We start from the raw sequence: 26,692 nt of genomic DNA on the forward strand, positions 1-26,692 counted from the left end.
TCGCCAGAAACTTCCTATCCGCCGTATGCCTTGCCGCCGCCGTGGCTTTCTGGCTCTGATTGAGTCTCGACCCTAGCAATCCCCGACCGGCTGGCCGGACTTGTCGGCATCGCCGCCGCACCGGACTTTACCGATTGGGGCTATTCGCCGGAACAGAAGGCGCAGCTGGCCGCGGGGCAAACCGTGTTCGAGGATAATCCCTATGGCCCTGAACCCACGCCGACCCATGCCGGTTTCTGGGCCGATGGGGAAAGGCTGAAACTGCTTGATGCGCCCATCGCCCTCACTTGCCCGGTGCGGCTGATCCACGGTCAGGAGGATGCCGATGTGCCGCCCGCGATCTCGCTGCGGCTGGCGGCGGCCTTGCGTTCAGACGATGTGCAGGTGACGCTGGTCAAAGGCAGGGATCACCGCCTGTCGCGCGATGGGGATATTGCCCTGCTGCTCCGCACGCTGGCCGCTTTGGCCTGAACGGATTTGTCGCTCATGCTCCTTATTGCCTCGCTTGCCTTTGCCCAGCTGACCATCCCGCTCAACCTGCCCACTTTCGGCAGCCCCGACGCGCCGCGCGCCGCCCCGGTGGAGGTGTCCGCCGCCACTGCGCGCCTTGCTGCCTGCATCAGGCAGGCGCGCGACAATCCGGATGCGGCGGTGGTGGCCGCGCTGCAATGGCAGGAGGGGTTGAGCCCGCCGGCCACAGCCGCCCCGCAGGAATGCCTGGGCTTTGCGCACACAGAGGCAGGACGGTGGGACGCCGCCGAAACTGCCTTTGTCGCCGCGCGCGATGCGCTGCTGGCGGGCAATGCGGCCGAACGCGCGCGGCTGGGCGCGATGGCGGGCAATGCCGCGCTGGCGGGCGGGCGGCTGGAGCAGGCGCTGGACCTGCTGACAACCGCCCAATCCGACGCAGGCGCGGCAGCCAATGCCGATATGGCCGGCGCGATCGCGGCCGACCGGGCGCGGGCGCTGGTAGCGCTGGGCCGCGAACTTGAGGGGGCGCAGGCGCTCGCCAGCGCGCGTGACCTCGCCCCGCAGGATGCCACCGTCTGGCTGCTGTCGGCCACACTGGCGCGGCGGATGGAGGATCTGGCCTCTGCACAGGGATGGATCGTCACCGCAGCACGGCTGGACCCGCGCAGCGCAGCGATTGCCCTCGAAGCCGGCCTCATAGCCGCACTGGCGGGCGAGGACGATACCGCACGGCGGAACTGGCAATCGGTGATCGAAATGGATCCGCAGTCTTCACAAGCCGCTGCCGCGCGCCAATATCTGGCCCAGATCGATAGCCAATCGGAAAGCCCATGATCCCGCTCAGCGTCCTTGATCTCGTCCCGATCCGCGAAGGCAGCGATGCCCGCGCCGCGCTGGCAGAGGCCTGCGCATTGGCCCGCGTGGCCGAGGAGGCGGGATACCGGCGCTATTGGGTGGCCGAACATCACGCCACGCCCGGCATTGCCGGCGGCGCCACCGCCGTGGTGCTGGCCGCTATCGGCCATGCGACACGCACAATTCGCATCGGGGCGGGCGGGATCATGCTGCCCAACCACAACCCCTTCGTGATTGCCGAACAGTTCGGCACGCTCGATGCGCTGTTTCCGGGCCGCGTCGATCTGGGGCTGGGCCGTGCGCCGGGCGCCGCGCCGATACTGGGACAGGCGCTGCGCAAGGATCTGGGGCGCGCGGCCGAGTATTTCCCGCAGGACGTGGTGGAACTGCGCGCGCTGCTGACGGGCGATATCGACCTGCCGATTGCCGCGACGCCGGGCCTTGGGGCAAAGGTCGATCTGTGGATGCTCGGCTCCAGCCTGTTCGGCGCGCAGCTCGCCGCCCGGCTGGGCCTGCCCTATGCCTTTGCCAGCCATTTCGCGCCCGATCATCTGGATGCGGCGCTGGCGACCTATCGCGAACACTTCCGCCCATCGGCCTGCCTGGAAAAGCCGTATGCGGCAGCGGCGATGACCGTGATCTGCGCCGAAACCGACGCCGAGGCGGACCTGCTGGCCAGTTCGCAGGATCAGGCCTTTGTGCGCCTTCGCACCGGCGATCCGGGCAAGCTGCCTCCGCCTGTGCCCGGTTACCGGCAATCGCTCTCGCTCTCGGAACAGGGGATGCTCGAACGGCTGGCCGCGGCCCGCGCGGTAGGATCGCCGCAGACCGTGCGTGCCCGGATTGCCCGTTTTGTGGAGCGCACCCGCGCGGACGAGATCATCGTGTCGGGCGCGACATTCGATCCGCTGGCCCGGCAGGAATCGCTGAGGCTCACCATGGAAGCGGTCGGCGGCACAGTCCTCGCCGCCTGACAATCGCGGCGGCGCTGTGCCGCGCCCGTGCATCCCGACCCACCCACGCGAAGCCCACGAAAAAGGGGCCGGAAGGTTTCCCCTCCGGCCCCTGTTTGTTTGCGTGTCGGTGAAACCGAACCTTAGCGGCCCGAACCCGGACCGTAGGTGATTTCCACGCGGCGGTTCTGCAGTTCGCGCACGCCGTCGGCGGTGGGAACGCGGTTCTGCGTTTCGCCGAAGGCTTCGCTGGAAATGCGTGCCGCGGGGATGCCGCGACCCACCAGATATTCCTGCACCGCGGCGTTGCGGCGTGCCGACAGGCCGACATTGTACTGCGCCGAGCCCGAACGGTCCGCGTGGCCGGCCAGCATGATCGCGGCGCTGCCGCAATTGCCGTAAGCCGTGACGGCCGAGTTGAGCACCGTGGCCGCTTCAGCCGTGATCGCCGAGGAATCCCAATCGAAGAACACGATGTAGGGGCCCTGGTTGCACTGCACCACCGGCGGCGGAGGCGGCGGGGGCGGAGACGGCGGCGGCGGGGGAGGCGGCGGCGGGGGCGGCGGGGGCGGCGGCGGAGCCACCGGCGCCGGCGCGCGGCCACCCAGTTCAAACCGCAGCGTTGCGGTACCGCCGTGCACCTCGTGCACATCGCCGATCCAGCCCTCGTAGCCCAGCCGCAGCGACACGCGATCGCTCAGCGAGGCGGCGAGGCTGAGGCCCGCAACAATCGCATCCTCATCCCGCTGGGGGCCGAGCACCGTGAAGCTGGCACCCGGTTCCGCGGCAAAGGCCGTGCGGAAGCTGGACGGCGCGTCTTCAAACTGGTGACGCCAGCCGACCTTCGCTTCCGGCATTACATTGCCGATCGGCAGGCCCAGACGCAGACCCAGTTCAGAGGTCGCATAGCTGTCCTTGCCGCCGGCAACGGCCAGATTGGCCGCCGTGCCGCCCGCTTCGGTGAAGCCCTTCAGCTTGGCCGAGACATAGTCGAGGCCGGCATAAGGCGTCAGCGTGGCACCGCCCAGCGGGATGCGGTAACCCGCTTCGCCGCCCAGCGCCCAGATCGTGGCATCCACATCAGCCGTGGCAACGCCGTTGATCGTGCGCACTGCGATCTGGCGGGTCGAGGCACCGCTCAGGTCCGAATAGCTGCCCGACACCTTGAGGTAGAGCGAGCCCGGATCGTAAGCCGCATAGCCGCCGATCTGGTAGCCATCGGAATCGAGTGCTCCGCCGAACTGGTCGAAGGTCACATCGTTCTTCACATAGCCACCGCCAAGGCCGATCACCCCGTATTCACCCACGCGGACATCGAAACCGCCTGCGATGAAATACTGGTCACCCGAAAGGCCGGTGGCATCCTGCGCCGGATCGCTGTCGATATCTTCCGAGGCATAGCTGCCGCTGACCCAGATGCCGGCCGGGCTTTCACGCCGGCAGGATACCGTGCCATCGGTGAGACGCAGCGCCGCGCATTCACCCATGTCACCCAGCACGCCGTTGAAGCGCGAACCCATCCAGCCGAGCGACTGGAGATAGGTCGCATATTGCGCCCCGTGCATGGTGCTGAGTGCCGAGCGGTAGACATTCGCATCATTGATCAGGAACATCTCGGCCATCAGGCCGCCCCAGGCGCCGGTCGCGGTCGGCGAATACACCGCCTCGATGGCAGTGGCCGCGGACTGCTGGTTCGGAGTCAGGTTGAAGCCTGCCGCGTTGAAGTCCAGGCGCGAGATGCGCAGGTCCACATTGTTGGCATTGTCATACACCGCCACCGGGTTCAGGAAGATCGAACCGGTATTGGTGCGGACATTGGCGAACTGGCCCACGCGCGTTTCGGCATCGATGATGTCGTTGAAGACATAGACATCATCATACAGCCCGTTGGGCGTGGACAATTGCACCAGCAGATTGCCGCCGGTCAACGTTGCCGTGTTGGCGTTGACATAGGGATAGGCCGCCTGCGCCGCCGCTGCCGCCGTGAAGGTGGGCAGTTGCATTTGCAGCGTGCCGCCCGGAGCCACGGTGAAGCTGTCCACATTGACTGCGGCCGGTCCATCGTAGTTCGGGTTGTTCGCCTGCTGGTTCACCAGATACAGCGTCGCGCCATTCTGGATCGTCAGGCTGCCCACCAGCGGGCCGACCGGGCCTGCCGCAGCAGTGCCAAGGCTTGCCGAGTCGATGATCATCGTGTCCTCGATCGGATTGACGATGCCATCGAACGTGGTGACGCCACTGACGATGTTGATCGCATCGTCGCCGCTCAGCTTGATGTTGCCATAGACATTGCTGGCCCCGGTGAAGTTCACCGTTACCGCATTGGGCGCATCGGTGAGGTCAATCGCCGTGCCGTGCTGGTAGGTTGCCCCGCCATCGCTGCTCTGGCGCGCAATGATGGTGCCGCCAGCATTGGCGATGGTCATCATCGCGTCTTCGCCCACCGGATTCGGGTTCTCGTCGTAAGTATCGACCAGAATACCCGTTGCCGTGCTGCCCGTGCCGTTGGTGGTGGTGGTCACCCGGATCGTGCCGCTGTTGGTCAAGGTGGCGGTGTTGGACGCAGAGTTGAAGTAGATGCCGACCGCGGTGGCGTAATCTTCGCCTGCGACCTCTTCGCCCAGAGCGCCCAGCGTGGAGGAGGCCGTAACCGCCAGCGTGCCGCTGTTGGCAACCGTGCCGGTAATGGCATTGGTCCAGCCATCCCAAGGGCTTTCCTCCTCGGCAGTGGGTGACAGTTCACCACCGCCACCGCCGCCACCATGACCGCCGCCGCCACCATGACCGCCGCCGCCTTCGTCTTCGACAATCGGATAGACATCGGCAAAGAAGCCCATGCCGCCGGCAAAGGCGTAGACATAGCCATCCGAAACCGCATTGGCGGTGACGGTGTAGGTGCCGCCATTGCTGACATTGAGATCCAGCGGTTCACCGCGCGAGACATAGCCGCGCGCATCGGCATAGGCCGAAGCGTAGTCGGTGCCCGTGGTCGTTGCCGACGCGCTGGTGGTGTAGGTGCCGGTATTGGCAAAGTTTGCAGTCACGCCCTGCAACGGTGCCAGAAGATACTGGTAGAGACCGACAGCGCCGGCATAGCTCCCCGCGCCTGCCCCATCGGCTACCGAGGTGGCCCCTGCATTGAACGTGCCCGCATTGGTGAAGCTGGCCGACGCGCTGCCGGTCATTTCCGCCTGCTGGTACACCGCTGCGCCGATATTCGTCTGGCTGTTCGCTTGCCCGTTGGAGCTTGAAGTGGCCGATCCGGTGATCGACAGCACGCCGCCCGCGGCATTGGTCAGGCTGATCGTGCCCGTACGGCCCAGGAAGCTTTCCGGCCCGCCTGCCTCGACAGTCTGGTGGATCGTGCCATTGGCAATGGTCTGCGCGTAAGCGCCCAGGTCCAGGTAGACCGGAACGATTACGTCGTCCGGCTCTTCATATTCGCCCGTCGAGATTGCCGTAGAAGCAAAGGCGAAGCGCATTTCGCCCGCATTGGTCAGGCTGACCGAGGGATCCCCGTCATCCGCGCCGCTCGCCTGCGCCTTGAGCACAATGCCGCCGCCCTTGTCTTCCTCTAGGGTCGAGAAGGCAGTGCCGCCCAGCGTGGTCGCGTTGGCGTAATGGGCAGCGGTTGCCGTGGCCGTGGCCGCCACCAGCACATCGCCGGCGGCCTGGTTCGTCATGGTGATGGTCGCGGTATCCTCACCCACACCGTTGGTGCGCGAACGCAAGTGCACAAGGCCATGCTCGCCGCCGCCAGCTTCGGCCACGGCCGAGGCATTACCCGCGCTGGATGTGCTCGCCGCCGTGGCGCTGAGATCGAGCAGGCCGCTGTTGGTGAGCACGGTGAGCGTGGTCGCATCGCTCGCGCCGTTGCCCGAGGAGCGCATGTAGATGGCTTCGCGCGTGGTTGCTTCCGCAATCGCGTCGTCAATCGCGGAGGCATTGGCATCGGAATAGACAACGAGCGAGCCGGTATTGGTGCTGGTTGCCGTGGCGTTGCCATCGGTGTTTTCCGAAATCCCGGCTTCCTGGTGGAAGCCGCCGGTGACATTGGCGATGGCGCGGGCAGCGAAAGTGTCTTCACCAAAGCCGGGCGCGAAACCACCCAGCGCCGTGGCCTCTGCGCCCGCGGTGAGCGAACCGGTGTTGAGAGCGGTTGCGGCGACGCCGTCAATCGGCGCTTCGATAATCTGGGAAACAGCATCGGTAACGCTGGCAAAGGCCTGAGCAGGGCCGTTGCCATCCTCGCCAGTCGACGTGGCGGAGGCAAGAACCGAGACATCGCTGCCGTTCTCAAGATAAAGCGTGCCGGGCGGAATTTCCGCGATTGTGAGCGCTTCCTCTTCGTGCTCCTCGCCCGGAACCCCCTGCACGATCGTGCCGGTGGGGATGTCGGTCACATTGGCAACTGCGGCGGCAGCGGTGGACACCGTGCTGACACCAGAGGAAAAATCCTCACCCGATGAGAAGACGAACTCGTCGGGGAGCTGCACGCCCTCCAGAATGGTGGTTTGAACTGACTGGGCAAGTGCCACCCCTGCAACGCAAAGGCTGATCACCGAAACGCTAGTCGCAAGCGACTCTCGTGACACAATCCTCATAACTTCTCTCCCGGATCGGCGTCTTTGGCGCCAACAAAATGTTACGCCAGTTACCATCCAATGCGAGTCCTACTGCGAAGACTTGCACTGCAACATTGATACCGATCAAAGCCGTTTTGTTTCCCGGCTTTGAAGAGAAAATCCAAATGTTTGAATTTTATTAGTATTTGCGCAGCGAATTGCCGACCGCAGTGGTGCGCGCATGGGGATATATTTGGGGAAGGCCCTGATCGCGACTCACACCAGTGCGTAATAACGCAGGCAATTGCCGTCGCTGCGACGCTCGCCGACCCCGACAAAGACGTGCCGCGTCAGCCAGTCGTGCTTGCCCACCGGCGTTTCGAATGTGGGGTTGCCGCGCAGATAATAGTCCTCGTGCGGAACGGGCGCGCCGCCCGCAAAGGCCCAGTCACGCAGCCGGGCCATCGTGTCGGGCTTGCGTCCCCACAGAAAGCCCTTGTTGTGCAGCAGGATGATCGTGCCGTCCTCCTCCTCCAGCAGATAGCGGGCATCGAAAACGGCAGTATCGTCGGGCCGGAAATAGGCGTAATCGCCGCCTGAGCCCGGAATCGCACGGCCGCGCAGACGCGGGCCTTCGAATGTGCCGCCCTTCACCAGCACCGCGCTGCGCATCCCGCCATTGGGGTGCGGGGCCATGGTGTAGACTTCGGGAAAGGTCAGCCGCACTTCCATCACGAATTCCAGGCGCGGATTGTCCAGCGTGGAAAAGGGCGGGGTGAAGGGGGTGGTGTCGGAAAAGTCGGTCATCAACGCAACTCGATCAGGCCGCCATCAACAAGCATGTCGATGCCGGTAATGAAGCCCGCATCCGCGCTGGCGAGGAACAGCACAGCTTTCGCCACTTCCTCGGCCGTGCCCATGCGGTGCATCGGGATATTGGCGATCATCATCTCCTTCAGCCGCGCGACATCCTCCGGTCCCATGCCGGGATTGCGGTGCAGCAGCGGCGTGTCGATGGGGCCGGGGCTGACGAGGTTGAGGCGGATCTTGCGCGGCAGCAATTCCTTCGCAAACACCTTCATCGCCATGGCGAGGCCCGCCTTGGCCGCCGAATAGGTGCCGTTCCCTTCCAGCGCGCCGTGCGCGCCAATCGAACTGGTGACGACGACCGCCCCGCCCTCGCCCATGATCCGCACCGCCTTTTGCAAGGCAAAGACGCAGCCTTTCAGGTTGATGGAATGGACATGGTCCCAATCGTCTTCGGTGATGCGTTCCAGCGGGGCAAAGCCGCCCACGCCGGCATTGATGAACAATACATCGATGCGCCCATCCGCCGCCTCCACTGCGCGCACCACATCGGCGGTGCTGGCGATATCGGCAATGTCGGATTGGTAGCTGCTTGCGCCGGGAATGGTCGCCACCGCTTCGTCCAGCGTCGCGCGGTTGCGCCCGGTCAGGTGCACCTTGGCCCCTTCGGCGGCGAAGGCCTGCGCGGCTGCGAGGCCAATGCCCGAATTGCCGCCCAGAACAAGCACGACCTTGCCCGAAAAGCGCATGTCTTCCCTCCTCTCAGAAGGGGCCGATGGGGTTCGGCCCGCCCTCGATCACATCCTGCATCACGTCCCAATGTTCCGCGATCATCCCGTCCTCGATGCGGAAGATGTCGATCACCGCCCAGCCCAGATCGCCCGGCCAGCGTCGCACATGGTAATGCACCGTCACATGGTCGCCATCGACAAAGGCGCGCTTCACATCGTGCACCGCATCGGGCGTTGCCTCGCGGATCATGTCGAGAAAGCGCTTCAGCCCTTCCCTGCCCGGTTCGGCTGCCTGGTTGTGCTGGATGTAACCGGGCGCAATGAAGCGATCGACTGCGCCCGAATCCATCGGGTTCAAGACATGGGCAAACATGTCGAGCACCAGTGCCAGATTGGCCTCTTCCTGCGCGGTGCGGCTCATGCGGCCACCTGCTGCGGCAATTCGTCCGCGGGCAATTTGCGCCCGCGCATCGCGTCCACCGCCTTTTCGGCCAACATGATGACGGGCAGATTGGTGTTGCCGCCGGGCACGGTGGGCATCACCGAGCAATCGATCACGCGCAAGCCCTCCACGCCGATCACGCGGCATTCCTCGTCCACCACGCTGCGATCGCCCATCCCCATGGCGCAGGTGCTGGTGGGGTGCTGCGCGGTATAGCAGGTGGCGCGGATCAGATCGGTCAGCTCGTCATCGCTCTGCGCAGCGGCACTCGGCATCCGTTCCTCGCCCACGAGGCGCGCCATCGGTTCACTGGCATAGATGCGGCGCGCGGTGCGGATGGCGCGGCGCATCTGCACGAGGTCGGCCTCCTCCGCCATCAGATTGAGGGTAACTGCGGCTTCCTCCAGCGGGTCGGCGCTTTTCAGTTCCACCCAGCCGCGGCTTTCGGGGTGCAGTTGCACCACGCCCGCCCAGAACACATGATCCTGTTCGGGCTTGATGCCGGGGAACCAGGTCTGCGCGTCGAACCGGATGGGGTTGACCATGATCTGCATGTCGGGCCGGTCGAGATCGTCGGCGGTGCGCACCACGACATTGCACGAATTGAGCTGGCTCGCCATCGTGCCCTTGCCCGTCAAGGCCCAGCGCACGGCGTTGAGCGCCAGCCTGTCCCAGCGCAGATGCCGCAGGAAAGTCACCCGCTCCTTTGCCAGCCATTCAAGGCTGGTGGTGGGATGTTCCTGAAGGTTCCGGCCCACGCCGGGGCTGTCGTGCAGCACCTCCTTGCCGAAATCCTTCAGATGCGCGGCCGGGCCAATGCCCGACAGCAGCAGCAGATGCGGCGAGTTGTAGGTGCCGCCCGACAGGATCACTTCGCGCCGGGCGCGCACGATCCTCTCGCCATCGGGCGTGTGAATCGCAACGCCCACCGCGCGCTTGCCTTCAAACACCACGCGGGTGACCTGCGCGTTCTGCCGCACGTCGAGGTTCTGGCGGCCAAGCGCGGGCTTGATATAGGCGCTGGCCGCCGACACGCGCAGGCCCTTGTCATCCACCGTCTGCTCGCCGCGGGCAAAGCCTTCGGGCACCGCGCCGCCCAGATCATCGGTGGTGGCGAAACCGGCATTGGCCGCGCTCGCCATCATTTCCTCGTGCAGCAGATAGGGGCTGTCGATCGGGCGGATGCGCACCGGGCCGCCGGTGCCGTGATACAGGCTTTCGCCGCGCCAGCTGTCCTCCATCTTGCGGAAATAGGGGAGGCAATCGGCATAGGACCAGCCGCGCGCGCCCATTTGCGCCCACTGGTCGTAATCGGCCGGATGGCCGCGCATGGCGAACATCCCGTTGATGCTGCCCGATCCGCCCATGACCTTGCCCCGCGGCATCGGCATCCGGCGGCCGTTCAGATGCGGCTCCGGCTCGGTAAGATAGCGCCAGTTGAACTGCGGCATGATCATCGCGCGCAAAAAGCCCAGCGGCATACGGATATAGGGGTGATCATCGCTGCCGCCCGCCTCCAGCAGCAGGACATTGCTCTGCACGTCTTCGGAAAGGCGCGCGGCCACCACGCAGCCCGCGCTGCCACCGCCCACCACGATGTAATCGAACCCTGCCTCAACCATATCCGGCGATCTCTCTCCTGTCGGGCACATATGCTAACGACCGTTACGATTGCGCGCAACTGGCAGAACCCGGCGGAGTACGAGGCGGCAATTATTTCATACTTGCGTTAATTTCGCATATCTGAAATAAGCGGCGACTTAAGGAAGGGGCTTCATTACGTGATCGAAACCACCCATGTCGGCAGCCTGCCCCGCGGGCCGGAACTCGTGCCGCTGCTCCTTGCCCGCGACAAGAGGGAGGATTTCGATGCCGACGCCTTCGACCGCGTGGTGCAGGCCGCAGTGGACGATGCCGTCCGCCGCCAGGTCGAGGCGGGGATCAACATAGTCTCTGACGGGGAACTGGGCAAGGTCGGCTATTCGACCTATATCATTGAGAGGCTTTCAGGTTTTGGCGGCCATTCGCCGCGCAAGCCCGCGCTGGATCTGGCCGCCGTGCCCGATCTGGCGAAGAAGCTTTCCGCCATCATGGGCACGCAGGAATTCACCCGCGCCAGCGCGATTGCCAAGGTGGAACTGGTCAATCTCCAGCCGCTGCATGACGATATCCGCCGGTTTGCCAATGCCCTAGCCGACTATGGACGCAAGGCGGATGGGGCGACGGTAAAGGCCTTCCTCAACACCGCCTCGCCGGGCCTTATCACCGCGTTCCAGCCAAACCAATATTACCCCAGCCACGAGGCCTATCTGGCCGATCTGGTCACCGCCATGCGGCCCGAATATCACGCCATCGTCGAGGCGGGCTTTCAGGTGCAGTTCGACTGCCCTGACCTCGCAATGAGCCGCCACACAGGCTATCAGGACATGAGCGAGGCCGAGTTCCTCGCCACGATCCGTGCGAATGTCGATGCGCTGAACGAGGCGACCGCCGATATCGACCCTGCCGCCATGCGGATGCACATATGCTGGGGCAATTACGAAGGTCCCCACGACTTCGATATTCCGCTGGAAAAAATCATCGATACCGTGCTGGCGGCCCGGCCCGCCACCATTCTGTTCGAACACGCCAATCCGCGTCACGAGCATGAATGGAAGGTCTGGCGCGATGCGGCCGAAGCGGGCAAGCTGGAGGGCAAGATCCTTGCCCCCGGCTTTATCGACAGCTGTTCCAACTACCTTGAAACGCCCGAACTGATTGCGCAACGCATTGAACGCTTTGCCGAAATTGTGGGAAAAGACCGCGTAATCGCCAGCTCGGATTGCGGATTTGGCACCTTTGCGGGATACGGCAAGATCGACCCCGCCGTCGCATGGAAGAAGCTGGCGGCGCTTCGCGAAGGGGCGGACATCGCGGACAGACGGATCAGCTGACCATGACAGACATCCTTTCCAGCGCCCAGAACTCGCAGGTCAAATCGGCCACGCGCACGCTTGATATCATCGAATATGTGGTGGCGCATAACCGCCCCATGGTGGCGCAGGAAATTGCGACCGCACTCAGCATCCCGGTGTCGAGCCTGTCCTATCTGCTCTCCACGCTGGTCGAGAGGCAATATCTGGTGCGCGAAGGGCGCCGCTATTCCTGTGGGCCGGGTCTGGCGCGCCTGCAATCCACCAATCCCGGCTTCACCCTGGCCGACCGCGCCGCGCCGCTCGTGCGCACACTGCGCGTGCAGCTGGACGAGACGACGAGCTTCTTCGTCCGCGACGGGTGGGAAATCGAGGCGATCGTCACAGAATCGAGCGAGCAGGCGCTGCGCTATTCGGTGCCGCAGGGCCGCCGCCTGCCGATGCACGCGCTGGCCGCGGGCAAGGTGCTGCTGGCTGCGCTGCCGCCCGAAGAACTCGACCGCTATTTCGCCGAAAGCGAACGGCGGCATTTCGCCGAAGCCACCATTACCGACGAGAAGCGCCTGCGCGAACAGCTGGAAGAGGCACGCCGCACCGGCTTTGCGATGACGGACGAGGAATTTTCGCTTGGCATCGTCGGCATCGCCCGGTTGGTGACGATCGACGGCGAACCGGTCGGCTCGCTCAGCGTGGCAGTGCCCAAGGTGCGGTTCGACGATGACCTGCACGCGCGCGTGGCGGACCTGCTCGATCGCACCGCCGATTTGCTGGAAGGCAATTAGAACCCGTCGAGGAAATCTGCCGCGACACGCGGAGCCTCAGGCTCACCGGAGGGCGCTGGCGGCTGTTCTGCCGCGTCACCCGTCAAGGTGCGGCGGTAAACCCGGCCCGATTCCCAACCGCCAAGCGCGTCTCCTTCGGCTGCCCGAACCAGCGCATAGGGCGCCAGATCCGTGCCCACATAAATCATCTGCGCGCTGTCAGGCCCGGTCAGGCGAAAGCGAAAGATATCGGGGATCGCGCCGGGACGCGGATCGTCGAACGCCAGCTCCACCGCGCCCTGGTATTCCAGCGCGGTCATGCTGGCGGTGGTGCGGATGCCGGGCCGGATATTGTAGAAGGCATTGCCATCCGAATTGAAGGTCTGCGGCCGGGTCCAGCGCCCGCGCCATTCGCCTTCGCGCGGTTCCTCCAGGTGGAAGCGGAAAATGGTGACGCCGCCCGCCTGCAGGTCCCATGCACCTGCCAACCCGTCAGGCGCGGCGTCGCCGTCCTCCTGCGCCGCAAGCGGAGCTGATACCACACAGACGAACAGGGCGATAAAGGTCAAGAGGAGCCGCAGGGTCATGCCGGCGCTGATACATGGCCTGCCCATACCCCCGCAAACGAAAAGCCACCAAAGGGAGATGTGCAAAAGGGGCGACCGGTTGACCGGCCGCCCCTCCTCTCTCCGTCTCTCCGCGGAGTGGTTGTGCGTTTAGCGGTTGGCGCCCACGCCGGTCGCGCGCCAGCTGTCCGCATAGGCGGTACGGGCCACGTTCGAATAGGGAACGGGGCTGATCACGGCCTTGATTTCGGTCTGCACATGCGGCTCGACAGTCGGCTTGGAGGTGCCGCCATTCGGCTCGCCCCACACCAGCTTCACTTCCTTGCCCATTTCGACCTCGTCCGGATCGATCATGGCGAGGGTGAGCATCTTGCCTTCGTTCGACGAGTAGCCGACCCAGGTCGACACGCCGATGAACTTGCCGTCCACAGTGCGCACTTCATCAAACGGGTGCATCGCGTAAACTGCGCTGGGGAATTCGAAATACTTGGCCCGGTCGCCATTGGCGAAGAGCGAGGACATCACACGCGTCATGTCTTCGTTGTCCAGCGCCAGCGTGACCTTCTGCTTGTGCTTCTGGTCCTTCATCTTCTCCAGCGCTTCGCGGCCCACAAAATCATGGTCGAACTTCACGATGTGGCCATAGCCGATGTCCCATGGGGTCAGGTAATAACCCTCGATGCTGTCCGGCACATAGGAACCGCCGATCGAGCACATTCCGGCATAGGAATTGGCCGAGGCCCAGGCGCGGAAATCCTTCATCATCTGGCTGTCGCCGGTGTAGAACGCGGGCAGCGGCGAAGGCAGCCAGCCCGATTCCAGCGTGTTCGACGAATAGGCCCGGCCGCCGACCAGGGCGAGGCCGAATTCCTTGCCGGCTTCCACCAGCGCACCGTGGACGGTGGCGTAATCTTCCCACGGGCCGAAGAGTTCGTAACCGGGCTGGCCCGCCATGCCGTGACGCAGCGCGATCACATCCTTACCGGCAATGTCGATGTGGGCCATGTTGAAGAACTTGAGGTCCGGCGGGGTCTGGCCCATGGCCTTTTCCAGCACTTTCATCGCGTTCGGGCCCTGCAGCTGGAAGCGGTAGTTCTTGCGTACGCCGTCGGTGCGCATCGCAGTGCGCTCGTCACGCTCCACGGTCACATTCCACTTGCTGCCGTCGGGCTTGGGATACTGGGCGTGGAATTCCACCCACTCGATCGCGGGCGCACGGCCTACCAGGCTGAATTCGTTTTCGGCAAGGTAGAACAGGATGACGTCACCGATCACATAGCCATCGGGCGTGACGGGCACATACTGCTTGGCCTTGTTGACGGTGAAGTTCTTGAAGCTGTTGATCGCGGTGTATTCCAGCAGCTGGAAGGCTTCCGGCCCGCGCACATAGAGTTCGACCATGTGGTAGGACTGGTTGAACAGCACCGCGGTCTTGGCCCAGGCGCGCTGTTCGTTGCGCCAGTTGGAATATTCGGCCGGAACGCCCGGATAGACATTGGGGCCGACCTGCTGGTTGCGCAGGAAGTCCACAATATTGCCTTGCGCGTCCAGCTTCTGCTGAAGGGTTTCACTCATGGTATGCTCCTCTCCTCGAAAGGGTGCGGGTTGATCAGGATGCCGGCCTGTCGAGCCAGCGGGTGATGGCATCATTCACCGCTTCGGGAGCTTCGGGCATGATCATGTGACCAGCCCCCGGAACGATGACGAGTTCGGAATTGGGAATGCGCGCGGCAATATCGGCGTGCTGCGCAGGGCTGGCCCAGCTGTCCTGCTCGCCCGTCATCACCAGCACGGGACAGGTGATCTGGGAAACGAGCGTTTCGACTTCGGGCCGGTTCAGCAGCGCCTTGATCTGGGCGTCGAACACGGATTGGCCCATCGACAGGCACATTGCGCGCATCGGATCGTAAATGGCAGGGTTGGCACGGTTCGCCTCGGCCACCATCGGCGGCAGCCAGTGATTGACGAGCGCGGGAAAGCCCTGTTCGTGACCCACGGCCTGAAGCGCGGCACGGCTGGCAGGTTCGTTTGCGCCCAGCGGATGAATGCCGGTGGACACCAGCGCCAGCCGCCGCACGCGATGCGGCGCCAGGCGATAGACTTCCAGCGCCACGCGCCCACCCATGGAATGGCCGAACAGATCGAACCGCTCTGCCCCCAGCCGGTCCGCCTCTGCCAGAGCGATTCGCGCCATATCGGCAAGCGAATCGGCCGGGGCATCCTTGCTGCCGTAGGAATCCACCGCATGCGATTGCGCAAAGGCGGCCGTCTGCGCGGCATAGATGCGCGCATCGCAGATCAGGCCTGGCAAAAACAGCAGCATGGGTGAAAAGGGACTCTCGCCTGTTCGCTCTTATGAAAATTTCGTCTATACGAATAAAGCCCCCTGCGCTAGGGGCTTTGTGATGAGGCGTGCGGCAGCTAGGAGCGGCCCGCGCGGCCTGTGGAAGAGGAGAAGCGTCGATGTCCTATGCTGCAATTCATCCCAACTGGGAAAAGTCCCCCGAAAACATGGTGGATGGCTATTCGCTGGAGATGACGGCGAAGGAGATCGAAGGCCTGAAGGAAGCGGCCCCGCTGATCCGCCCCGGAACCCAGATTGCCGTCACCTTCCTGCCCGGCGAAACGCTGGAACAGCGCGTGGACGCCGCTGTGCTGGTCCGCGAACTGGGCTTTGAACCCATCGTGCACCTTTCCGCCCGCCGCATTGAAAGCGAAGAACAGCTCGACTGGTATCTGGGCGAAATCACCCAGAAGGCGGGCGTGAAGCGCGTCTTCATCATTGCAGGCGACCCGCCGGAACCCGAAGGCCCCTATTCGACCTCGCTCCAGATCATCGAGACGGGCCTTCTCGAAAAGCACGGCATCGAGATCGTGGGCGTTGGCGGTCATCCCGAAGGTCACCCGAACAACACCCCGGCAGAGCTGTGGGACTGGATGGAACGCAAGATCGCCGCCGTCCGTGCGCACGGCATGGTGCCGCTGGTCGTCACCCAGTTCGCCTTTGACGATGATGCCATCGTCGCCTGGCTCGCGGAAATGCGCCAGCGCGGCATCGATGTGCCGGTGCGTCTGGGCGTCCCCGGCCCTGCCGGGATCAAGCGCCTGCTGGGCTTTGCCAAGCGCTGCGGCGTGGGCGCCAGCGCCAGCGTGATGAAGAAATACGGCATCAGCCTCACGAACCTCATCGGCAGCGCCGGACCGGACAAGCTTGTTGCCAGCCTCGACAAAAAGCTGGGCGCGGAACATGGCCGCGTGCGCCTGCACCTCTACCCCTTCGGCGCGCTGACCGCATCGGCGGAGTGGATTAACGCTTACCACGCCAAGCATTCCTGATAAGGCGCAGCGCATTTATGGCACAGATCATTGATGGCAAGGCGGTGGCGAACCGCCTTGATGAAAAGAGCAAGGCTGAAGTGGACGCCATGATCGCCGCCGGGATGCAGCGTCCCGGCCTGGCGGTTATCCTTGTGGGCGATGACGGGGCCAGTCAGGTCTATGTCCGCCGCAAGATAAAGGCCTGCCAGAAGGTCGGCATCACCAGCATCGAACACCGCCTGCCTGCCGATACCACGCAGGAAGACTTGTTGAAGCTGGTGCACGAACTGAACAATGATCCCGCCGTGCATGGCATATTGTGCCAGGTGCCGCTGCCGCCCCATATCGACACGCGACTGGTGCTGCGCTCGATCAGCCCGGACAAGGACGTGGACGGGTTCCACCCGGTCAATGTGGGTCGCCTGTCCACCGGAACCGGCGGCATTGTCCCCTGCACCCCGCTGGGCGTGATGATCCTGCTGCAAAGCGTCATCGACGGTTTCAAGGGCAAGGATGCGGTGGTGATCGGCAAGTCAAACATCGTCGGCAAGCCGGTGGCAAACCTGCTGCTCGACGCCGAATGCACCGTGACTGTCACGCATATCTACACGCACGGGCTGCCCGATATCTGCCGCAAGGCCGATATTATCGTGGCAGCGGCAGGCGCGCCGCATCTTGTGAAAGGCGATTGGGTGAAGCCCGGCGCCGTGGTGATCGATGTGGGCATCACCCGCGTGATGGACGAAGCCACCGGCAAGGAGCAGTTGCTGGGCGATGTTGATTTCGACAATTGCCAGCACGCGGGCGCGATCACCCCGGTTCCCGGCGGTGTCGGCCCGATGACGATTGCCTGCCTGATGGCCAATACCGTGCAGGCGGCCAAGGCGCTCCAATCGGGCGGGAACAGCCGCACTGCCGATTACGAGGACGCACCCTCGCGCTCCATGTTTGGCGGCTGAAAGGTGAAGGGCGGCCACCAGGGCCGCCCCGCCAGGCGCTAGAGCCAACCGATCCGACGGAACCGCCAGAACAGCAGCGCACAGATTGCGCCGATCACGCCCAGCACGATGAAATAGCCGTACCGCCAGGTAAGTTCGGGCATGAATTCAAAGTTCATGCCGTAAATCCCGGCAATCGCGGTCGGCACGGCGAGGATCGCAGCCCAGGCAGCCAGTTGCCGCGTGATGGCTCCTTGCCGGCTCTGTTCCAGCAGACTCGCCACTTCCAGCACATTCCCCAGCGCATCAAGCAGGCCCCGCACCCGGCTGACCGCGCGGCGCGTGTGATCGTAAACATCGCGGAAATAGGGGCGCGCGCGCGCGTCGATTGCGGGAAGTTCGCTCTGCGCCAGTTTGCCGACCATCTCCTCCATGCGGCCCGCAGTCACTTCCAGCCGGCGCAGGATACGGCGAAGGCGGAAAATGCGGCGGATATCCGACGCTTGCGGAAACGCCTCCACCGCCCTGTCCTCCATCGCCTCGGCGGTGCGCTCCAGCGTGTCGAGCAGCGGATCATAGCCATCGACAATGAAATCGAGTACAGTGTGCAGTACAAAATCCGGCCCTTCGGCCAGCCGTTCGGGCAGGTTTTCCAACTGGCTGCGCAAATCGGTGTGGGCACGGGGACTGCCCAGCCGCACGGTGATAATGAAATTATCGCCCAGAAAGATCGCCGTCTGCCCATAGGACAAGGCGTCATTCTTGTCCTGAGCAGCGGTTCGGGCGATCACGAAGAGCTGGCTACCATAGGCTTCGGCCTTGGGCGGATGACGCGGGGTCAACGCATCCTCCACCGCCAGCGGATGCAAGCCGTAGCGATCGGCAAGGGAAGCCAGGTCCTCTGCGCTGGGTTCGACCAGCCCGATCCAGTCGAATTCACCGCGCCGCGCAGGGGCGGCGGCGGCCAATGCATCGGCGAGCAGCACATGGCCATCACGATAGCGGCGGGCAGCAATGGTCGTCATCACGCGGGAGGTGACACGGCGCGCGCCTGCTGGCAATCCTGATGCATGAGCAAACCTGTCGATGTGCTGATCGTGGGGGCGGGGATTTCCGGCCTGTCAATGGCGGTGCATCTGCAACGGGCCTGCCCCGATCACCGCTTTGCCATTGCGGAGGCGCGCGCGCGCGCGGGCGGCACCTGGGATCTGTTCCGCTATCCCGGCGTGCGGTCGGACAGCGATATGCACACGCTGGGCTTTGGCTTTGCCCCGTGGCGCGGGGAGAAGGCGATTGCGGCGGGGGCCGATATCCTCGCCTATCTGGACGAGGTGATTGCCGATCAGGGCCTTGCCCCGCACATCGCCTATGGCACGCGCGTGCTGGCGGCGGACTGGCGCGCAAGCGAGGCGCTGTGGCATGTGACGCTGGCCGACGCAGCAGGCGAGCGGGTGGAGCGGGCGCGCTTCCTTTATCTGGCCGCCGGCTATTACGATTACGAGGAGCCTTATCAGGCAGACATTCCGGGGCTGGAGCGCTTTGCGGGGCCGGTGGTGCATCCGCAATTCTGGCCACCTGACCTCGACTGGAGCGGCAGACGCGTGGTCGTGATCGGATCGGGAGCCACCGCCGTCACGCTGGTTCCCGCGCTGGCGGAGCGGGCAGCCCATGTCACCATGCTGCAACGCACGCCAAGCTGGCTGGTGGCGCAGCCTTCGGTTGACCGGCTGGCGCGCGCCCTGCGCCGCATCCTGCCGGAAAAGGTCGCCTACCGCCTGACGCGCTGGATCAACACGCGGCTGCACGTGCTGGTCTACAACCGGGCGCGCAAGCGGCCCGATCAGGTCGCCGCGCTGCTCACCCGGCGGCTGAAGCGGGCTTTGGGCGCAGCCTACGATCCCCGACATTTCCGGCCGCCCTATCCCCCGTGGGAACAGCGGCTGTGCCTTGTGCCCGATGGCGACTTGTTCCGCGCGCTGCGCGAAGGCCGCGCCGCGATGGCGACGGGCGCAATCGCGCAAGTCGAGGCAGACGGCGTGCGGCTGCAGGATGGCACGCATATCCCGGCCGATATCCTCGTTACCGCGACCGGCCTTTCGCTGGCGATCGGCGGCAAGATCGCCCTCTCGCTCGACGGCGCGCCGGTGGATTGGGCAAAGCGCTGGTTCTACCGCAACGCGATGTTCTCGAATGTGCCCAACCTTGCCGTGGTGTTCGGCTATCTGAACGCCAGCTGGACCCTGCGGGCGGATATGACCGCCGATTACATCACCCGTGTCCTCACCGAAATGGCGCGGCGCGGTGCGGATGTGGCGGTGCCGGTGCGCAGCGATGACGCGCCGGAAAAGGCGGTCGATCCCACTTTCGGCTTCTCGTCCGGCTATCTGGCGCGCGCCGCACCGCTCATGCCGCGCAGCGAGGCGGAGCTGCCCTGGCGGCTCAACATGGATTACCTCGCCGACCTGGCCGATTACCGCAAACGCCCGGTGGATGACGGCGTGCTGCGGTTTGGAAAAGCGGGCCAAAGTCCAGTGGAACAGGGCGGCGAATTGCCCTAACGCAGCGCACCATGACATCGACACGCATCTACCGCGCCGCCCTCCTCGTGATCGGGGACGAGATTCTCTCCGGCCGTACGCATGACAAGAATATCGCCCAGATCGCCAGCTGGTTGCAGGTGCAGGGAATCCGCCTGACCGAGGTGCGCGTGGTAGCCGACGATATGGACGCGATTGCCGAGGCGGTGAACGCGCTGCGCACCAAATACGATTACCTCTTCACCACCGGCGGCATCGGCCCCACGCATGACGATATCACCGTGGACGCAGTGGCACAGGCATTGGGTGTTCCGGTGGTCATCCACCCCGAAGCGCACGCGATCCTGGCCGATTATTACAAGGACAAGGAAGGTGGGCTGACCGAAGCGCGCCTGCGCATGGCGCGCGCGCCCGAAGGGTCAGGCCTCATCCCCAACGCGATGTCGGGCGCGCCGGGCATCCGCCACGGCAATATCTTCATGATGGCGGGCGTGCCCAGCATCACCGCGCAGATGCTCGCCGCGCTGACAGGCACGCTCGAAGGCGGCGCACCGCTGATTTCGGAAACCGTCGGCGGCTGGATCAAGGAGAGCGAAGTGGCCGATCTCCTGCGCCAGACCGAAAAGGCGCACGAAGGGTGCCAGATCGGCTCCTACCCCTTTTTCCGCGAAGGGCGCACGGGGGCCAATTTCGTGGTCCGTTCCACCGATGCGGACAAGCTGGCCGCCTGCCTGGATGCGCTGTGCGCAGGACTGGCGGCGCGCGGGCTCGCCTATACGCGCGGCGGAATCTGAAACAGCCCTGCCAGCGGCTTAACCCAGCTTGGCAATCCGGCGGCAAGCAAGCGCGGCGATCCTGCGTTCAGGAGATGCGCCATGCCGCGGAATATGTTGCAGGATGAAAGCGGCGCCACCGCGATCGAATACGGCCTGATCGTGGCGCTGATTGCGGTCGCATTCATTATCGCCTTCCGGACGCTGGGCTTCAATCTGGCGGATGTGTTCACCACCCTGTCTGACACGCTTGCCAACAGCAATGCGCGCTGAGGGGGGAAAGCAAAAGGGCCGACGGGATTTTCTCCCACCGGCCCTTTGTGATTGCTCCAGCCGGACCTTGCGGCCCGCTTGCGCCTGACGACGGGTTTAGGCGCCTTCGACTTCGGCGAGGTCCAGCTTCAACCCCGGACCCATGGAGGAGGTGATCGACACCTTCTTCACATACTTGCCCTTGGCGCCCGCCGGCTTGGCCTTCACCACGGCACTGGTCAGCGCCTTGAAATTGGCCTTGAGCGCATCATCAGCGAACGACAGCTTGCCGATGCCCGAATGGATGATGCCCATCTTTTCCACGCGGAATTCGACCTGGCCGCTCTTGGCGTCCTTCACGGCCTGCGCCACGTTGGGGGTGACCGTGCCCAGCTTGGGGTTCGGCATCAGGCCCTTGGGGCCCAGCACCTTGCCGAGGCGACCCACCACACCCATCATGTCGGGCGTGGCAATCACGCGATCGTAATCGAGATTGCCGGCCTGCATGTCTTCCATCAGGTCTTCGGCACCGACCTTGTCGGCGCCGGCAGCCAGCGCCTTTTCGGCGTTCTCACCGCGGGCGAACACCGCCACGCGCACGTCCTTGCCGGTGCCCGAAGGCAGCGACACCATGCCGCGCACCATCTGGTCGGCGTGACGCGGGTCAACGCCCAGGTTCATCGCCACTTCGACGGTTTCGTCGAACTTGGCGGCATACTGGCGCAACGTGGCGAGAGCCTCGTCCACGGTGTAGAGCTTTTCGCGGTCGAGCGCGGCGAGAGCCTTGGCCTTCTTCGTCAGCTTTGCCATGTCGTTAACCCTCCACCACGTCGAGGCCCATCGAACGGGCAGAGCCTTCGATGATCTTCATGGCCTGGTCGATATCGTTCGCGTTGAGATCGGCAAACTTGGTCTGGGCGATTTCGCGGATCTGCGTCTTCGTCACCTTGCCAGCAACAGCCTTGCCCGGCTCCTTGGAGCCGCTCTTCAGGCCGGCGGCCTTCTTGAGCAGGAAGCTGGCGGGCGGGGTCTTGGTGATGAAGGTGAACGAACGGTCGCCATACACGGTGATCTTCACCGGAATCGGCATACCCTTTTCAAGGTCGCCGGTCGCCGCGTTGAACGCCTTGCAGAATTCCATGATGTTCACGCCGCGCTGACCGAGCGCCGGGCCGATCGGCGGCGAGGGGGTGGCAGAGCCCGCGGGCACCTGCAGGTTGATGTAACCTTCAATCTTCTTGGCCATGGGGCCAACTCCTTCTTCTCACTGCCGGGGCGCTGTTTCCAGAAACCCCGCATGGTAAGCGGTGATAGCGGGCTGCACGCAGCCCTCCCGCACGGAAATCCCCTTGCAGGGACGGCGCGCTCATAGCCGGGCAGCGCCAAAAAGCAAGCGCCGAGTCGGCAAAGGCTGTCCCCGCAGGCTTTGCATCGGGCCGCGTTCAAGGCATGGTGGCGCGCAAGTGATTGAAATGGGGTGAGGGAATGGGCGCAACCGTAAAACAGCTTGCCGCGCTGCTGCTGGCGTCAATGTTGGCGATGGCACAGCCCGCGCAGGCCGACACGCCCCTGCCCCGGATCGAGGCCGGGGCCCTGCGCCCCATGCTGGTGGTGGATGGGCAGCCATTTACCGCGCTGGCGGTGCAGGCGAACAATTCGTCCAACTATCCCGCCATTCTGGGCCGCGTCTGGCCGGTTGTGGACCGGGTGAGCGCCAATACGTTGATGATGCCGGTGGCATGGGAACAGATCGAGCCGGTCGAGGGGCGCTTCGATTTCAGCTTTGTCGACACGCTGCTGGGCGAGGCGCAGGAACAGGACAAACGGCTGATCCTGCTGTGGTATGGCACATGGAAGAACACCAGCCCTGCCTATGTTCCTGCCTGGGTCAAACGCGATCCGCAGCGTTTCCCCCGGATGCGCCATGCCGATGGGGGCGTGCATGAAGTGCTCAGCCCGCATGGCGAGGCCACGATGCAGGCCGATGCCCGTGCCTTTGCGCAGCTGATGCGCCATCTGGCGGCGCACGATACCACCCGCCGCGTCATCATGGTTCAGGTGCAGAACGAAGCCGGCAGTTGGGGCCTGGCGCGCGACCATTCGCCGCAGGCCGAGGCCTTGTTTGCCGCGCCCATTCCGGATGATCTGGCCCGCGCGATGGATATGCCCGCCGTGTCATGGGCCGACGCCTTCGGCACCCGCGCAGAGCAGTTCTTCATGAGCTGGCACATTGCCCGCTATATCGACCATGTCGCCCGCGCCGGGCAGGCCGAGCTGGCGTTGCCGATGATTGCCAATGCCGCGCTGGGCAACGCCTTTACCGACGAACACGGCGAAGTCGGGCCATCGGGCGGCCCGAACTGGAACGCGCTGCCTATCTGGCGCGTGGCCGCCCCGTCGCTGGCAGGCATTGGGCCGGACATCTACACGCGCGATGCGGCGGCGGTGCACCGTTTCCTTGATCGCTATTCCGAACACGGCCCGCTGATGGTGACGGAAATCGGCAATGCGGCCGAATATGCCCGCTTCGTCTGGCCCGCCATGGGCCGGGGCGCGGTGCTGTTTTCGCCTTTTGGCATGGATCATACCGGCTATTCGAATTACCCGCTGGGGGCCAAGCTGCTCGACGAGGCAACGCTGGAGGCCTTTGCCGCGCCGTTCCGCCTGTTCGCCTCTGCCGGGCCGGAATGGGCGAGGATTGCGGCGGATCGCCCCATCTGGGGCGTGGCGCGCGGGAACAGCCGGGCGAACGAAAGCACCGTGATGGGCCGCTGGCGGCTGACCGCGCAATTCGGCAGCTGGGCCTTTGGCGAGGATGGCTGGACCTGGATCGCCACCGATCCGCACCCTCTGGCCGATCAGCCCGAAGGCGGGCTGGTGGCGGCGCAACTGGCGGAGGATGTCTTTCTGGTCAGCGGCCGCCATGTCCGCCTGCGCCTGTCACTGGCCGATCCGCAAGGCGGCGAAAGGCACGAACTGATCGAGGCGCAGGAAGGCACCTTCGTAAATGGCGAGTGGGTGATGACCCGCCGCTGGAACGGGGACCAGATCGACTACGGCTTCAATTTCGGCGCAGAGCCGGTCTGGCTGCGGATCGAGATGCACGCGCTGCGCTGAAGGCAAGGCGCGTGCGTGGATCGCGCTTACTTGACCAGCTCGACCTCGTCGAAGCCCAGTTCCACCGGGGTGGCGCGGCCGAAGATCGACACGGCGACCTTGACCTTCTGCTTCTCGAAATCGAGTTCTTCGACGACGCCGTTGAAGCTTGCGAACGGGCCGGCGTTCACCTTGACGCTGTCGCCGATCTCGTAATCGATGTGAACTTCGTGCTTGGGTGCGGCCTGCGCCTCGGCAACGCCGCCGAAATAGCGGGCGGCTTCCTTTTCGGAAATCGGCTGCGGCTTGTTGCCCGATCCCAGGAAGCCCGTAACCTTGGGTGTGTTCTTGACCAGGTGATAGACATCGTCGGTCAGGTTCAGCTTGGCCAGCACATAGCCGGGCATGAACTTGCGTTCGACCTGCACCTTCTTGCCGCGCTTCACCTCGGTCACGGTTTCGGTGGGCACTTCCACCGCTTCCACACCGTCGGACAGGCCCAGCCGTTCAGCTTCGGCCAGGATCGAATCGCGCACCTTGTTCTCGAAACCGGAATAGGCGTGGATGATGTACCAGCGGGCCATCTGTTATCTCTTTCGTATCAGGGTTTGCGCAGCAAGGTTGGCGTATCAGGCAAGCGACAGGAGCCAGCGCACGACCGCGCTGAACACCGTATCGACGCCGAGGAAAAACAGCGACAGGATAATCATCAGGATAAAGACGAAGATGGCGGTGCGCACCGTTTCTTCGCGGGTGGGCCACACGACCTTGCCGGTTTCCGACTTCACCTGCTTGAAAAACTCGCTCGGCGATGTGCGGGGAGCCTTGGCGGCGGTCTTGCTGTCTTCGGCCATCGGGTAATCGCCTTTTCCTGTCCATCCAGCCACGCACGTGGCCGATCCTGCATACGCCTTTCGCCATAGGATCATCGCCGCCCCGGCCCAAGCGGCCGGGAGGGGCAGGGATGCTCCGATGTCGGGAGGCGAGCGGCTATTTAGGGCGATGGGTCACGATTGGCAAGACATCCGATAGCGCCCGCGCATCCTGTCCGGTTGCAAATGCAACATCAGGGCTGGTCAGCGCGCCCGCGTGAGATTAGCGTTGCGTGCTTCAGGGGTTACTTACCAGCGAGGGGAATGCCACTTGGCAAACATGGCGGCGGCAGCAGCGGACGGGGCAGTGGAAACGCAGGCCGCCGGCCTGATCGATCACATCACCAATGTGTCGGATTTCATCTGGGCAGGCCTGTGGAACGGGGCCGAAGTCATCCCCTTCCCGCCGATGGTGATTGTGCTGCTGGGGATTGGCCTGTGGATGATGGTGGGCCTGCGGTTCTATCCCATTCTCAAGCTGGGCGCCGCCTTTGCTGGTCTGTTCAAGGGCCGAAAAGGACAGGGCGCGGGCGAGATCAGCCCCTTTGCGGCGTTGTCCACCGCACTTTCCGGCCAAGTCGGCACCGGCAATCTGGCCGGCGTTGCCACTGCGATCACGCTGGGCGGTCCGGGCGCGATCTTCTGGATGTGGATCACTGCGCTGATCGGCATGGCACTGGCCTTTGGCGAAGGTGCGCTGGCGATCCGTTACCGCGAGCGGACCAGCGACGGCGCATGGCGCGGCGGACCGATGAGCTACATCATGATGGGGCTGGGCCCCAAATGGACGTGGCTCGCCATTGTATTCTGCATCGGCACGCTGTTTTCCGCGCTCGTCACCGGCAATTCGATTCAGGCCAACGCCATGGCCGACGGGATGAACGAACTGTTCGGCATGGAAGATTGGCTGGGCGGCCTGATAACCGCGGTTTTGGTGCTTATCGTCATTCTGGGCGGCATCCGTTCGATTGGCAATGTGGCGGAAAAGATCGTGCCCTTCATGGCGGGGGCCTATATCGTGATGGCGCTGCTTGCGATCATCCTCGATTTTCAGGACATCCCTGAGGCGTTCGGCCGCATTTTCGACGGCGCGTTCAACCCGCAGGCGGCGAGCGGCGGCTTTCTGGGTGCCGCCGTGATCATGGCGATCCGGGCCGGCGTTGCCCGCGGCCTTTTCTCGAACGAGGCGGGGCAAGGCTCTACCCCCATTGCGCACGCAGTGGCGCAGACCGACGATCCCGAACAGCAGGGCCGCATGGCGATGCTGGGCACCTTCATCGACACCATTGTGATCTGCACCATGACCGCGCTGGTTATCCTGACGGTGGAGGGCAACTTCACGCATAACGGCCAGCCGGTGCTGCATGCCTGGCAATCCGATCTCAACGGTTTTGCCATGACCAGCGGCGCCTTTGCTGCGGCGTTCCCGGTAACGCTGGCAGGCATCCCCATCGGGACGCTGGTGGCGAGCCTGGCGCTGATCCTGTTCGTGTTCACCACGCTTCTCACCTGGTCCTATTATGGCGAGCGAGCGATCACCTTCATGTATGACCGGGTGCCCGGCTCCACCCGTGCGGGCGAAAAGCGGCTGCATCTGGCGTGGCGCGTGCTGTGGTGCGTGGTGATCTATGTCGGCGCAGTGCAGGAACTCGATTTGGTGTGGCGGCTGGGCGACATTGCCAATGCGGCGATGGCCTTGCCCAACCTGGTCGCGCTGACGCTGCTGTCGGGCGTGGTGTTTGCGCTGGCCCGCGGGGATCGCAAGGCCGGGCCTGATCACCTGCGCGACACGCCCGAAGAACCAGACCAGTACTGACGGGAACCTGACGCACCCTAACGGCCC

24 protein-coding genes and 1 pseudogene are annotated in these 26,692 nt (G+C 64.3%); 12 read left to right on the forward strand and 13 right to left on the reverse strand.

Features of this window, described 5'->3' with window-relative positions; all coding sequences use genetic code 11:
- Positions 1-75 precede the first annotated feature (75 nt).
- The 3 genes and pseudogenes from WFP39_RS03825 to WFP39_RS03835 all read left to right on the forward strand — a co-directional run.
- A pseudogene (locus tag WFP39_RS03825) lies at positions 76-471 on the forward strand (alpha/beta hydrolase); the annotation flags it as partial.
- A 15-nt stretch (positions 472-486) separates the two neighbouring features.
- Positions 487-1,305, forward strand: coding sequence for a tetratricopeptide repeat protein (locus WFP39_RS03830; protein WP_336917826.1), 819 nt, complete (start codon positions 487-489; stop codon positions 1,303-1,305).
- Complete coding sequence (locus WFP39_RS03835; protein ID WP_336917827.1) at positions 1,302-2,300, forward strand: LLM class flavin-dependent oxidoreductase; 999 nt, start codon at positions 1,302-1,304, stop codon at positions 2,298-2,300. Before WFP39_RS03830 ends, WFP39_RS03835 begins: the two co-directional genes overlap by 4 nt.
- 122 nt (positions 2,301-2,422) lie before the next feature.
- Here WFP39_RS03835 and WFP39_RS03845 read toward each other — a convergent pair whose 3' ends face one another.
- The 5 genes from WFP39_RS03845 to WFP39_RS03865 form a co-directional block, all read right to left on the reverse strand.
- Positions 2,423-6,940, reverse strand: a complete 4,518-nt coding sequence (locus tag WFP39_RS03845; protein ID WP_419716200.1) for an autotransporter domain-containing protein — start codon at positions 6,938-6,940, stop codon at positions 2,423-2,425.
- Between the two features lie 180 nt (positions 6,941-7,120).
- On the reverse strand, positions 7,121-7,651 hold the full coding sequence (locus WFP39_RS03850) for a DUF3237 domain-containing protein (protein WP_336917828.1): 531 nt from the start codon (positions 7,649-7,651) through the stop codon (positions 7,121-7,123).
- Positions 7,651-8,400, reverse strand: a complete 750-nt coding sequence (locus tag WFP39_RS03855; RefSeq protein ID WP_336917829.1) for an SDR family NAD(P)-dependent oxidoreductase — start codon at positions 8,398-8,400, stop codon at positions 7,651-7,653. Before WFP39_RS03855 ends, WFP39_RS03850 begins: the two co-directional genes overlap by 1 nt.
- A 13-nt stretch (positions 8,401-8,413) precedes the next feature.
- On the reverse strand, positions 8,414-8,803 hold the full coding sequence (locus tag WFP39_RS03860; RefSeq protein ID WP_336917830.1) for a nuclear transport factor 2 family protein: 390 nt from the start codon (positions 8,801-8,803) through the stop codon (positions 8,414-8,416).
- Complete coding sequence (locus tag WFP39_RS03865) at positions 8,800-10,446, reverse strand: GMC family oxidoreductase (protein ID WP_336917831.1); 1,647 nt, start codon at positions 10,444-10,446, stop codon at positions 8,800-8,802. The genes WFP39_RS03860 and WFP39_RS03865 overlap by 4 nt, the downstream gene beginning before the upstream one ends.
- A gap of 159 nt (positions 10,447-10,605) precedes the next feature.
- Here WFP39_RS03865 and WFP39_RS03870 point away from each other — a divergent pair, with 159 nt between their 5' ends.
- The gene (locus tag WFP39_RS03870; protein WP_336917832.1) at positions 10,606-11,757 is read left to right on the forward strand and encodes a cobalamin-independent methionine synthase II family protein; all 1,152 of its coding nucleotides are present in this window, start codon (positions 10,606-10,608) and stop codon (positions 11,755-11,757) included.
- 2 nt (positions 11,758-11,759) lie between these two features.
- Positions 11,760-12,518, forward strand: coding sequence for an IclR family transcriptional regulator (locus tag WFP39_RS03875; protein ID WP_336917833.1), 759 nt, complete (start codon positions 11,760-11,762; stop codon positions 12,516-12,518).
- On the opposite strand, the gene WFP39_RS03880 is transcribed toward WFP39_RS03875, so the two are convergent.
- The 3 genes from WFP39_RS03880 to WFP39_RS03890 form a co-directional block, all read right to left on the reverse strand.
- Positions 12,515-13,084: a hypothetical protein gene (locus WFP39_RS03880; protein ID WP_336917834.1), complete on the reverse strand. Its 570-nt coding sequence runs from the start codon at positions 13,082-13,084 to the stop codon at positions 12,515-12,517. The genes WFP39_RS03875 and WFP39_RS03880 overlap by 4 nt on opposite strands.
- Before the next feature lie 129 nt (positions 13,085-13,213).
- Positions 13,214-14,638, reverse strand: a complete 1,425-nt coding sequence (desA, locus tag WFP39_RS03885; RefSeq protein WP_336917835.1) for a syringate O-demethylase — start codon at positions 14,636-14,638, stop codon at positions 13,214-13,216.
- Positions 14,639-14,672: 34 nt separating this feature from the next.
- Positions 14,673-15,386, reverse strand: a complete 714-nt coding sequence (locus tag WFP39_RS03890) for an alpha/beta fold hydrolase (protein ID WP_336917836.1) — start codon at positions 15,384-15,386, stop codon at positions 14,673-14,675.
- A gap of 140 nt (positions 15,387-15,526) precedes the next feature.
- On the opposite strand from WFP39_RS03890, the gene WFP39_RS03895 reads away from it, so the two are divergent.
- On the forward strand, positions 15,527-16,399 hold the full coding sequence (locus tag WFP39_RS03895; RefSeq protein ID WP_336917837.1) for a methylenetetrahydrofolate reductase: 873 nt from the start codon (positions 15,527-15,529) through the stop codon (positions 16,397-16,399).
- Between the two features lie 17 nt (positions 16,400-16,416).
- Positions 16,417-17,340 (forward strand): bifunctional methylenetetrahydrofolate dehydrogenase/methenyltetrahydrofolate cyclohydrolase FolD, encoded by a 924-nt coding sequence (folD, locus tag WFP39_RS03900; RefSeq protein WP_336917838.1) that lies wholly within the window; start codon positions 16,417-16,419, stop codon positions 17,338-17,340.
- 38 nt (positions 17,341-17,378) lie between these two features.
- On the opposite strand, the gene WFP39_RS03905 is transcribed toward folD, so the two are convergent.
- Entirely contained in the window at positions 17,379-18,344 is a 966-nt protein-coding gene (locus WFP39_RS03905) for a magnesium and cobalt transport protein CorA (RefSeq protein WP_336917839.1), read from the reverse strand.
- Between the two features lie 45 nt (positions 18,345-18,389).
- Here WFP39_RS03905 and WFP39_RS03910 point away from each other — a divergent pair, with 45 nt between their 5' ends.
- The 3 genes from WFP39_RS03910 to WFP39_RS03920 all read left to right on the forward strand — a co-directional run bounded on the left by WFP39_RS03910 (position 18,390) and on the right by WFP39_RS03920 (position 20,902).
- Positions 18,390-19,877, forward strand: a complete 1,488-nt coding sequence (locus tag WFP39_RS03910; RefSeq protein WP_336917840.1) for a flavin-containing monooxygenase — start codon at positions 18,390-18,392, stop codon at positions 19,875-19,877.
- 11 nt (positions 19,878-19,888) lie between these two features.
- The gene (locus WFP39_RS03915; RefSeq protein WP_336917841.1) at positions 19,889-20,650 is read left to right on the forward strand and encodes a competence/damage-inducible protein A; all 762 of its coding nucleotides are present in this window, start codon (positions 19,889-19,891) and stop codon (positions 20,648-20,650) included.
- Between the two features lie 81 nt (positions 20,651-20,731).
- Positions 20,732-20,902 carry a Flp family type IVb pilin gene (locus WFP39_RS03920; RefSeq protein ID WP_336917842.1) on the forward strand — a complete coding sequence of 57 codons (171 nt, stop codon included), beginning with the start codon at positions 20,732-20,734 and terminating at the stop codon, positions 20,900-20,902.
- A gap of 96 nt (positions 20,903-20,998) precedes the next feature.
- Here WFP39_RS03920 and rplA read toward each other — a convergent pair whose 3' ends face one another.
- The gene (gene rplA / locus WFP39_RS03925) at positions 20,999-21,691 is read right to left on the reverse strand and encodes a 50S ribosomal protein L1 (protein ID WP_336917843.1); all 693 of its coding nucleotides are present in this window, start codon (positions 21,689-21,691) and stop codon (positions 20,999-21,001) included.
- Between the two features lie 4 nt (positions 21,692-21,695).
- Positions 21,696-22,127, reverse strand: coding sequence for a 50S ribosomal protein L11 (rplK, locus tag WFP39_RS03930; protein WP_336917844.1), 432 nt, complete (start codon positions 22,125-22,127; stop codon positions 21,696-21,698).
- A 239-nt stretch (positions 22,128-22,366) separates the two neighbouring features.
- On the opposite strand from rplK, the gene WFP39_RS03935 reads away from it, so the two are divergent.
- A complete protein-coding gene (locus tag WFP39_RS03935; protein WP_336917845.1) occupies positions 22,367-23,998 on the forward strand; it encodes a DUF5597 domain-containing protein in 1,632 nt (543 codons plus the stop codon).
- Between the two features lie 26 nt (positions 23,999-24,024).
- On the opposite strand, the gene nusG is transcribed toward WFP39_RS03935, so the two are convergent.
- Both nusG and secE read right to left on the reverse strand, forming a co-directional pair.
- Positions 24,025-24,561 carry a transcription termination/antitermination protein NusG gene (gene nusG, locus WFP39_RS03940; RefSeq protein WP_336917846.1) on the reverse strand — a complete coding sequence of 179 codons (537 nt, stop codon included), beginning with the start codon at positions 24,559-24,561 and terminating at the stop codon, positions 24,025-24,027.
- Between the two features lie 45 nt (positions 24,562-24,606).
- Positions 24,607-24,831, reverse strand: a complete 225-nt coding sequence (secE, locus tag WFP39_RS03945) for a preprotein translocase subunit SecE (protein ID WP_336918075.1) — start codon at positions 24,829-24,831, stop codon at positions 24,607-24,609.
- Positions 24,832-25,129: 298 nt separating this feature from the next.
- Here secE and WFP39_RS03950 point away from each other — a divergent pair, with 298 nt between their 5' ends.
- On the forward strand, positions 25,130-26,665 hold the full coding sequence (locus WFP39_RS03950; RefSeq protein WP_336918077.1) for an alanine/glycine:cation symporter family protein: 1,536 nt from the start codon (positions 25,130-25,132) through the stop codon (positions 26,663-26,665).
- Positions 26,666-26,692: the final 27 nt, after the last annotated feature.

The organism is Alteraurantiacibacter lauratis (assembly GCF_037154155.1).
Lineage (GTDB): Bacteria > Pseudomonadota > Alphaproteobacteria > Sphingomonadales > Sphingomonadaceae > Alteraurantiacibacter > Alteraurantiacibacter lauratis.

What these genes read in the sequence shown, in the direction of transcription:
- WFP39_RS03830 (WP_336917826.1), top strand. Translation starts at nt 487, where the DNA reads ATGCTCCTTATTGCCTCGCTTGCCTTTGCCCAGCTGACCATCCCGCTC.
- WFP39_RS03835 (WP_336917827.1), top strand. Translation starts at nt 1,302, where the DNA reads ATGATCCCGCTCAGCGTCCTTGATCTCGTCCCGATCCGCGAAGGCAGC.
- WFP39_RS03845 (WP_419716200.1), bottom strand. Translation starts at nt 6,940, where the DNA reads ATGGTAACTGGCGTAACATTTTGTTGGCGCCAAAGACGCCGATCCGGG.
- WFP39_RS03850 (WP_336917828.1), bottom strand. Translation starts at nt 7,651, where the DNA reads ATGACCGACTTTTCCGACACCACCCCCTTCACCCCGCCCTTTTCCACG.
- WFP39_RS03855 (WP_336917829.1), bottom strand. Translation starts at nt 8,400, where the DNA reads ATGCGCTTTTCGGGCAAGGTCGTGCTTGTTCTGGGCGGCAATTCGGGC.
- WFP39_RS03860 (WP_336917830.1), bottom strand. Translation starts at nt 8,803, where the DNA reads ATGAGCCGCACCGCGCAGGAAGAGGCCAATCTGGCACTGGTGCTCGAC.
- WFP39_RS03865 (WP_336917831.1), bottom strand. Translation starts at nt 10,446, where the DNA reads ATGGTTGAGGCAGGGTTCGATTACATCGTGGTGGGCGGTGGCAGCGCG.
- WFP39_RS03875 (WP_336917833.1), top strand. Translation starts at nt 11,760, where the DNA reads ATGACAGACATCCTTTCCAGCGCCCAGAACTCGCAGGTCAAATCGGCC.
- WFP39_RS03880 (WP_336917834.1), bottom strand. Translation starts at nt 13,084, where the DNA reads ATGACCCTGCGGCTCCTCTTGACCTTTATCGCCCTGTTCGTCTGTGTG.
- desA (WP_336917835.1), bottom strand. Translation starts at nt 14,638, where the DNA reads ATGAGTGAAACCCTTCAGCAGAAGCTGGACGCGCAAGGCAATATTGTG.
- WFP39_RS03890 (WP_336917836.1), bottom strand. Translation starts at nt 15,386, where the DNA reads ATGCTGCTGTTTTTGCCAGGCCTGATCTGCGATGCGCGCATCTATGCC.
- WFP39_RS03895 (WP_336917837.1), top strand. Translation starts at nt 15,527, where the DNA reads ATGTCCTATGCTGCAATTCATCCCAACTGGGAAAAGTCCCCCGAAAAC.
- folD (WP_336917838.1), top strand. Translation starts at nt 16,417, where the DNA reads ATGGCACAGATCATTGATGGCAAGGCGGTGGCGAACCGCCTTGATGAA.
- WFP39_RS03905 (WP_336917839.1), bottom strand. Translation starts at nt 18,344, where the DNA reads ATGACGACCATTGCTGCCCGCCGCTATCGTGATGGCCATGTGCTGCTC.
- WFP39_RS03910 (WP_336917840.1), top strand. Translation starts at nt 18,390, where the DNA reads ATGAGCAAACCTGTCGATGTGCTGATCGTGGGGGCGGGGATTTCCGGC.
- WFP39_RS03915 (WP_336917841.1), top strand. Translation starts at nt 19,889, where the DNA reads ATGACATCGACACGCATCTACCGCGCCGCCCTCCTCGTGATCGGGGAC.
- WFP39_RS03920 (WP_336917842.1), top strand. Translation starts at nt 20,732, where the DNA reads ATGCCGCGGAATATGTTGCAGGATGAAAGCGGCGCCACCGCGATCGAA.
- rplA (WP_336917843.1), bottom strand. Translation starts at nt 21,691, where the DNA reads ATGGCAAAGCTGACGAAGAAGGCCAAGGCTCTCGCCGCGCTCGACCGC.
- rplK (WP_336917844.1), bottom strand. Translation starts at nt 22,127, where the DNA reads ATGGCCAAGAAGATTGAAGGTTACATCAACCTGCAGGTGCCCGCGGGC.
- WFP39_RS03935 (WP_336917845.1), top strand. Translation starts at nt 22,367, where the DNA reads ATGGGCGCAACCGTAAAACAGCTTGCCGCGCTGCTGCTGGCGTCAATG.
- nusG (WP_336917846.1), bottom strand. Translation starts at nt 24,561, where the DNA reads ATGGCCCGCTGGTACATCATCCACGCCTATTCCGGTTTCGAGAACAAG.
- secE (WP_336918075.1), bottom strand. Translation starts at nt 24,831, where the DNA reads ATGGCCGAAGACAGCAAGACCGCCGCCAAGGCTCCCCGCACATCGCCG.
- WFP39_RS03950 (WP_336918077.1), top strand. Translation starts at nt 25,130, where the DNA reads ATGGCGGCGGCAGCAGCGGACGGGGCAGTGGAAACGCAGGCCGCCGGC.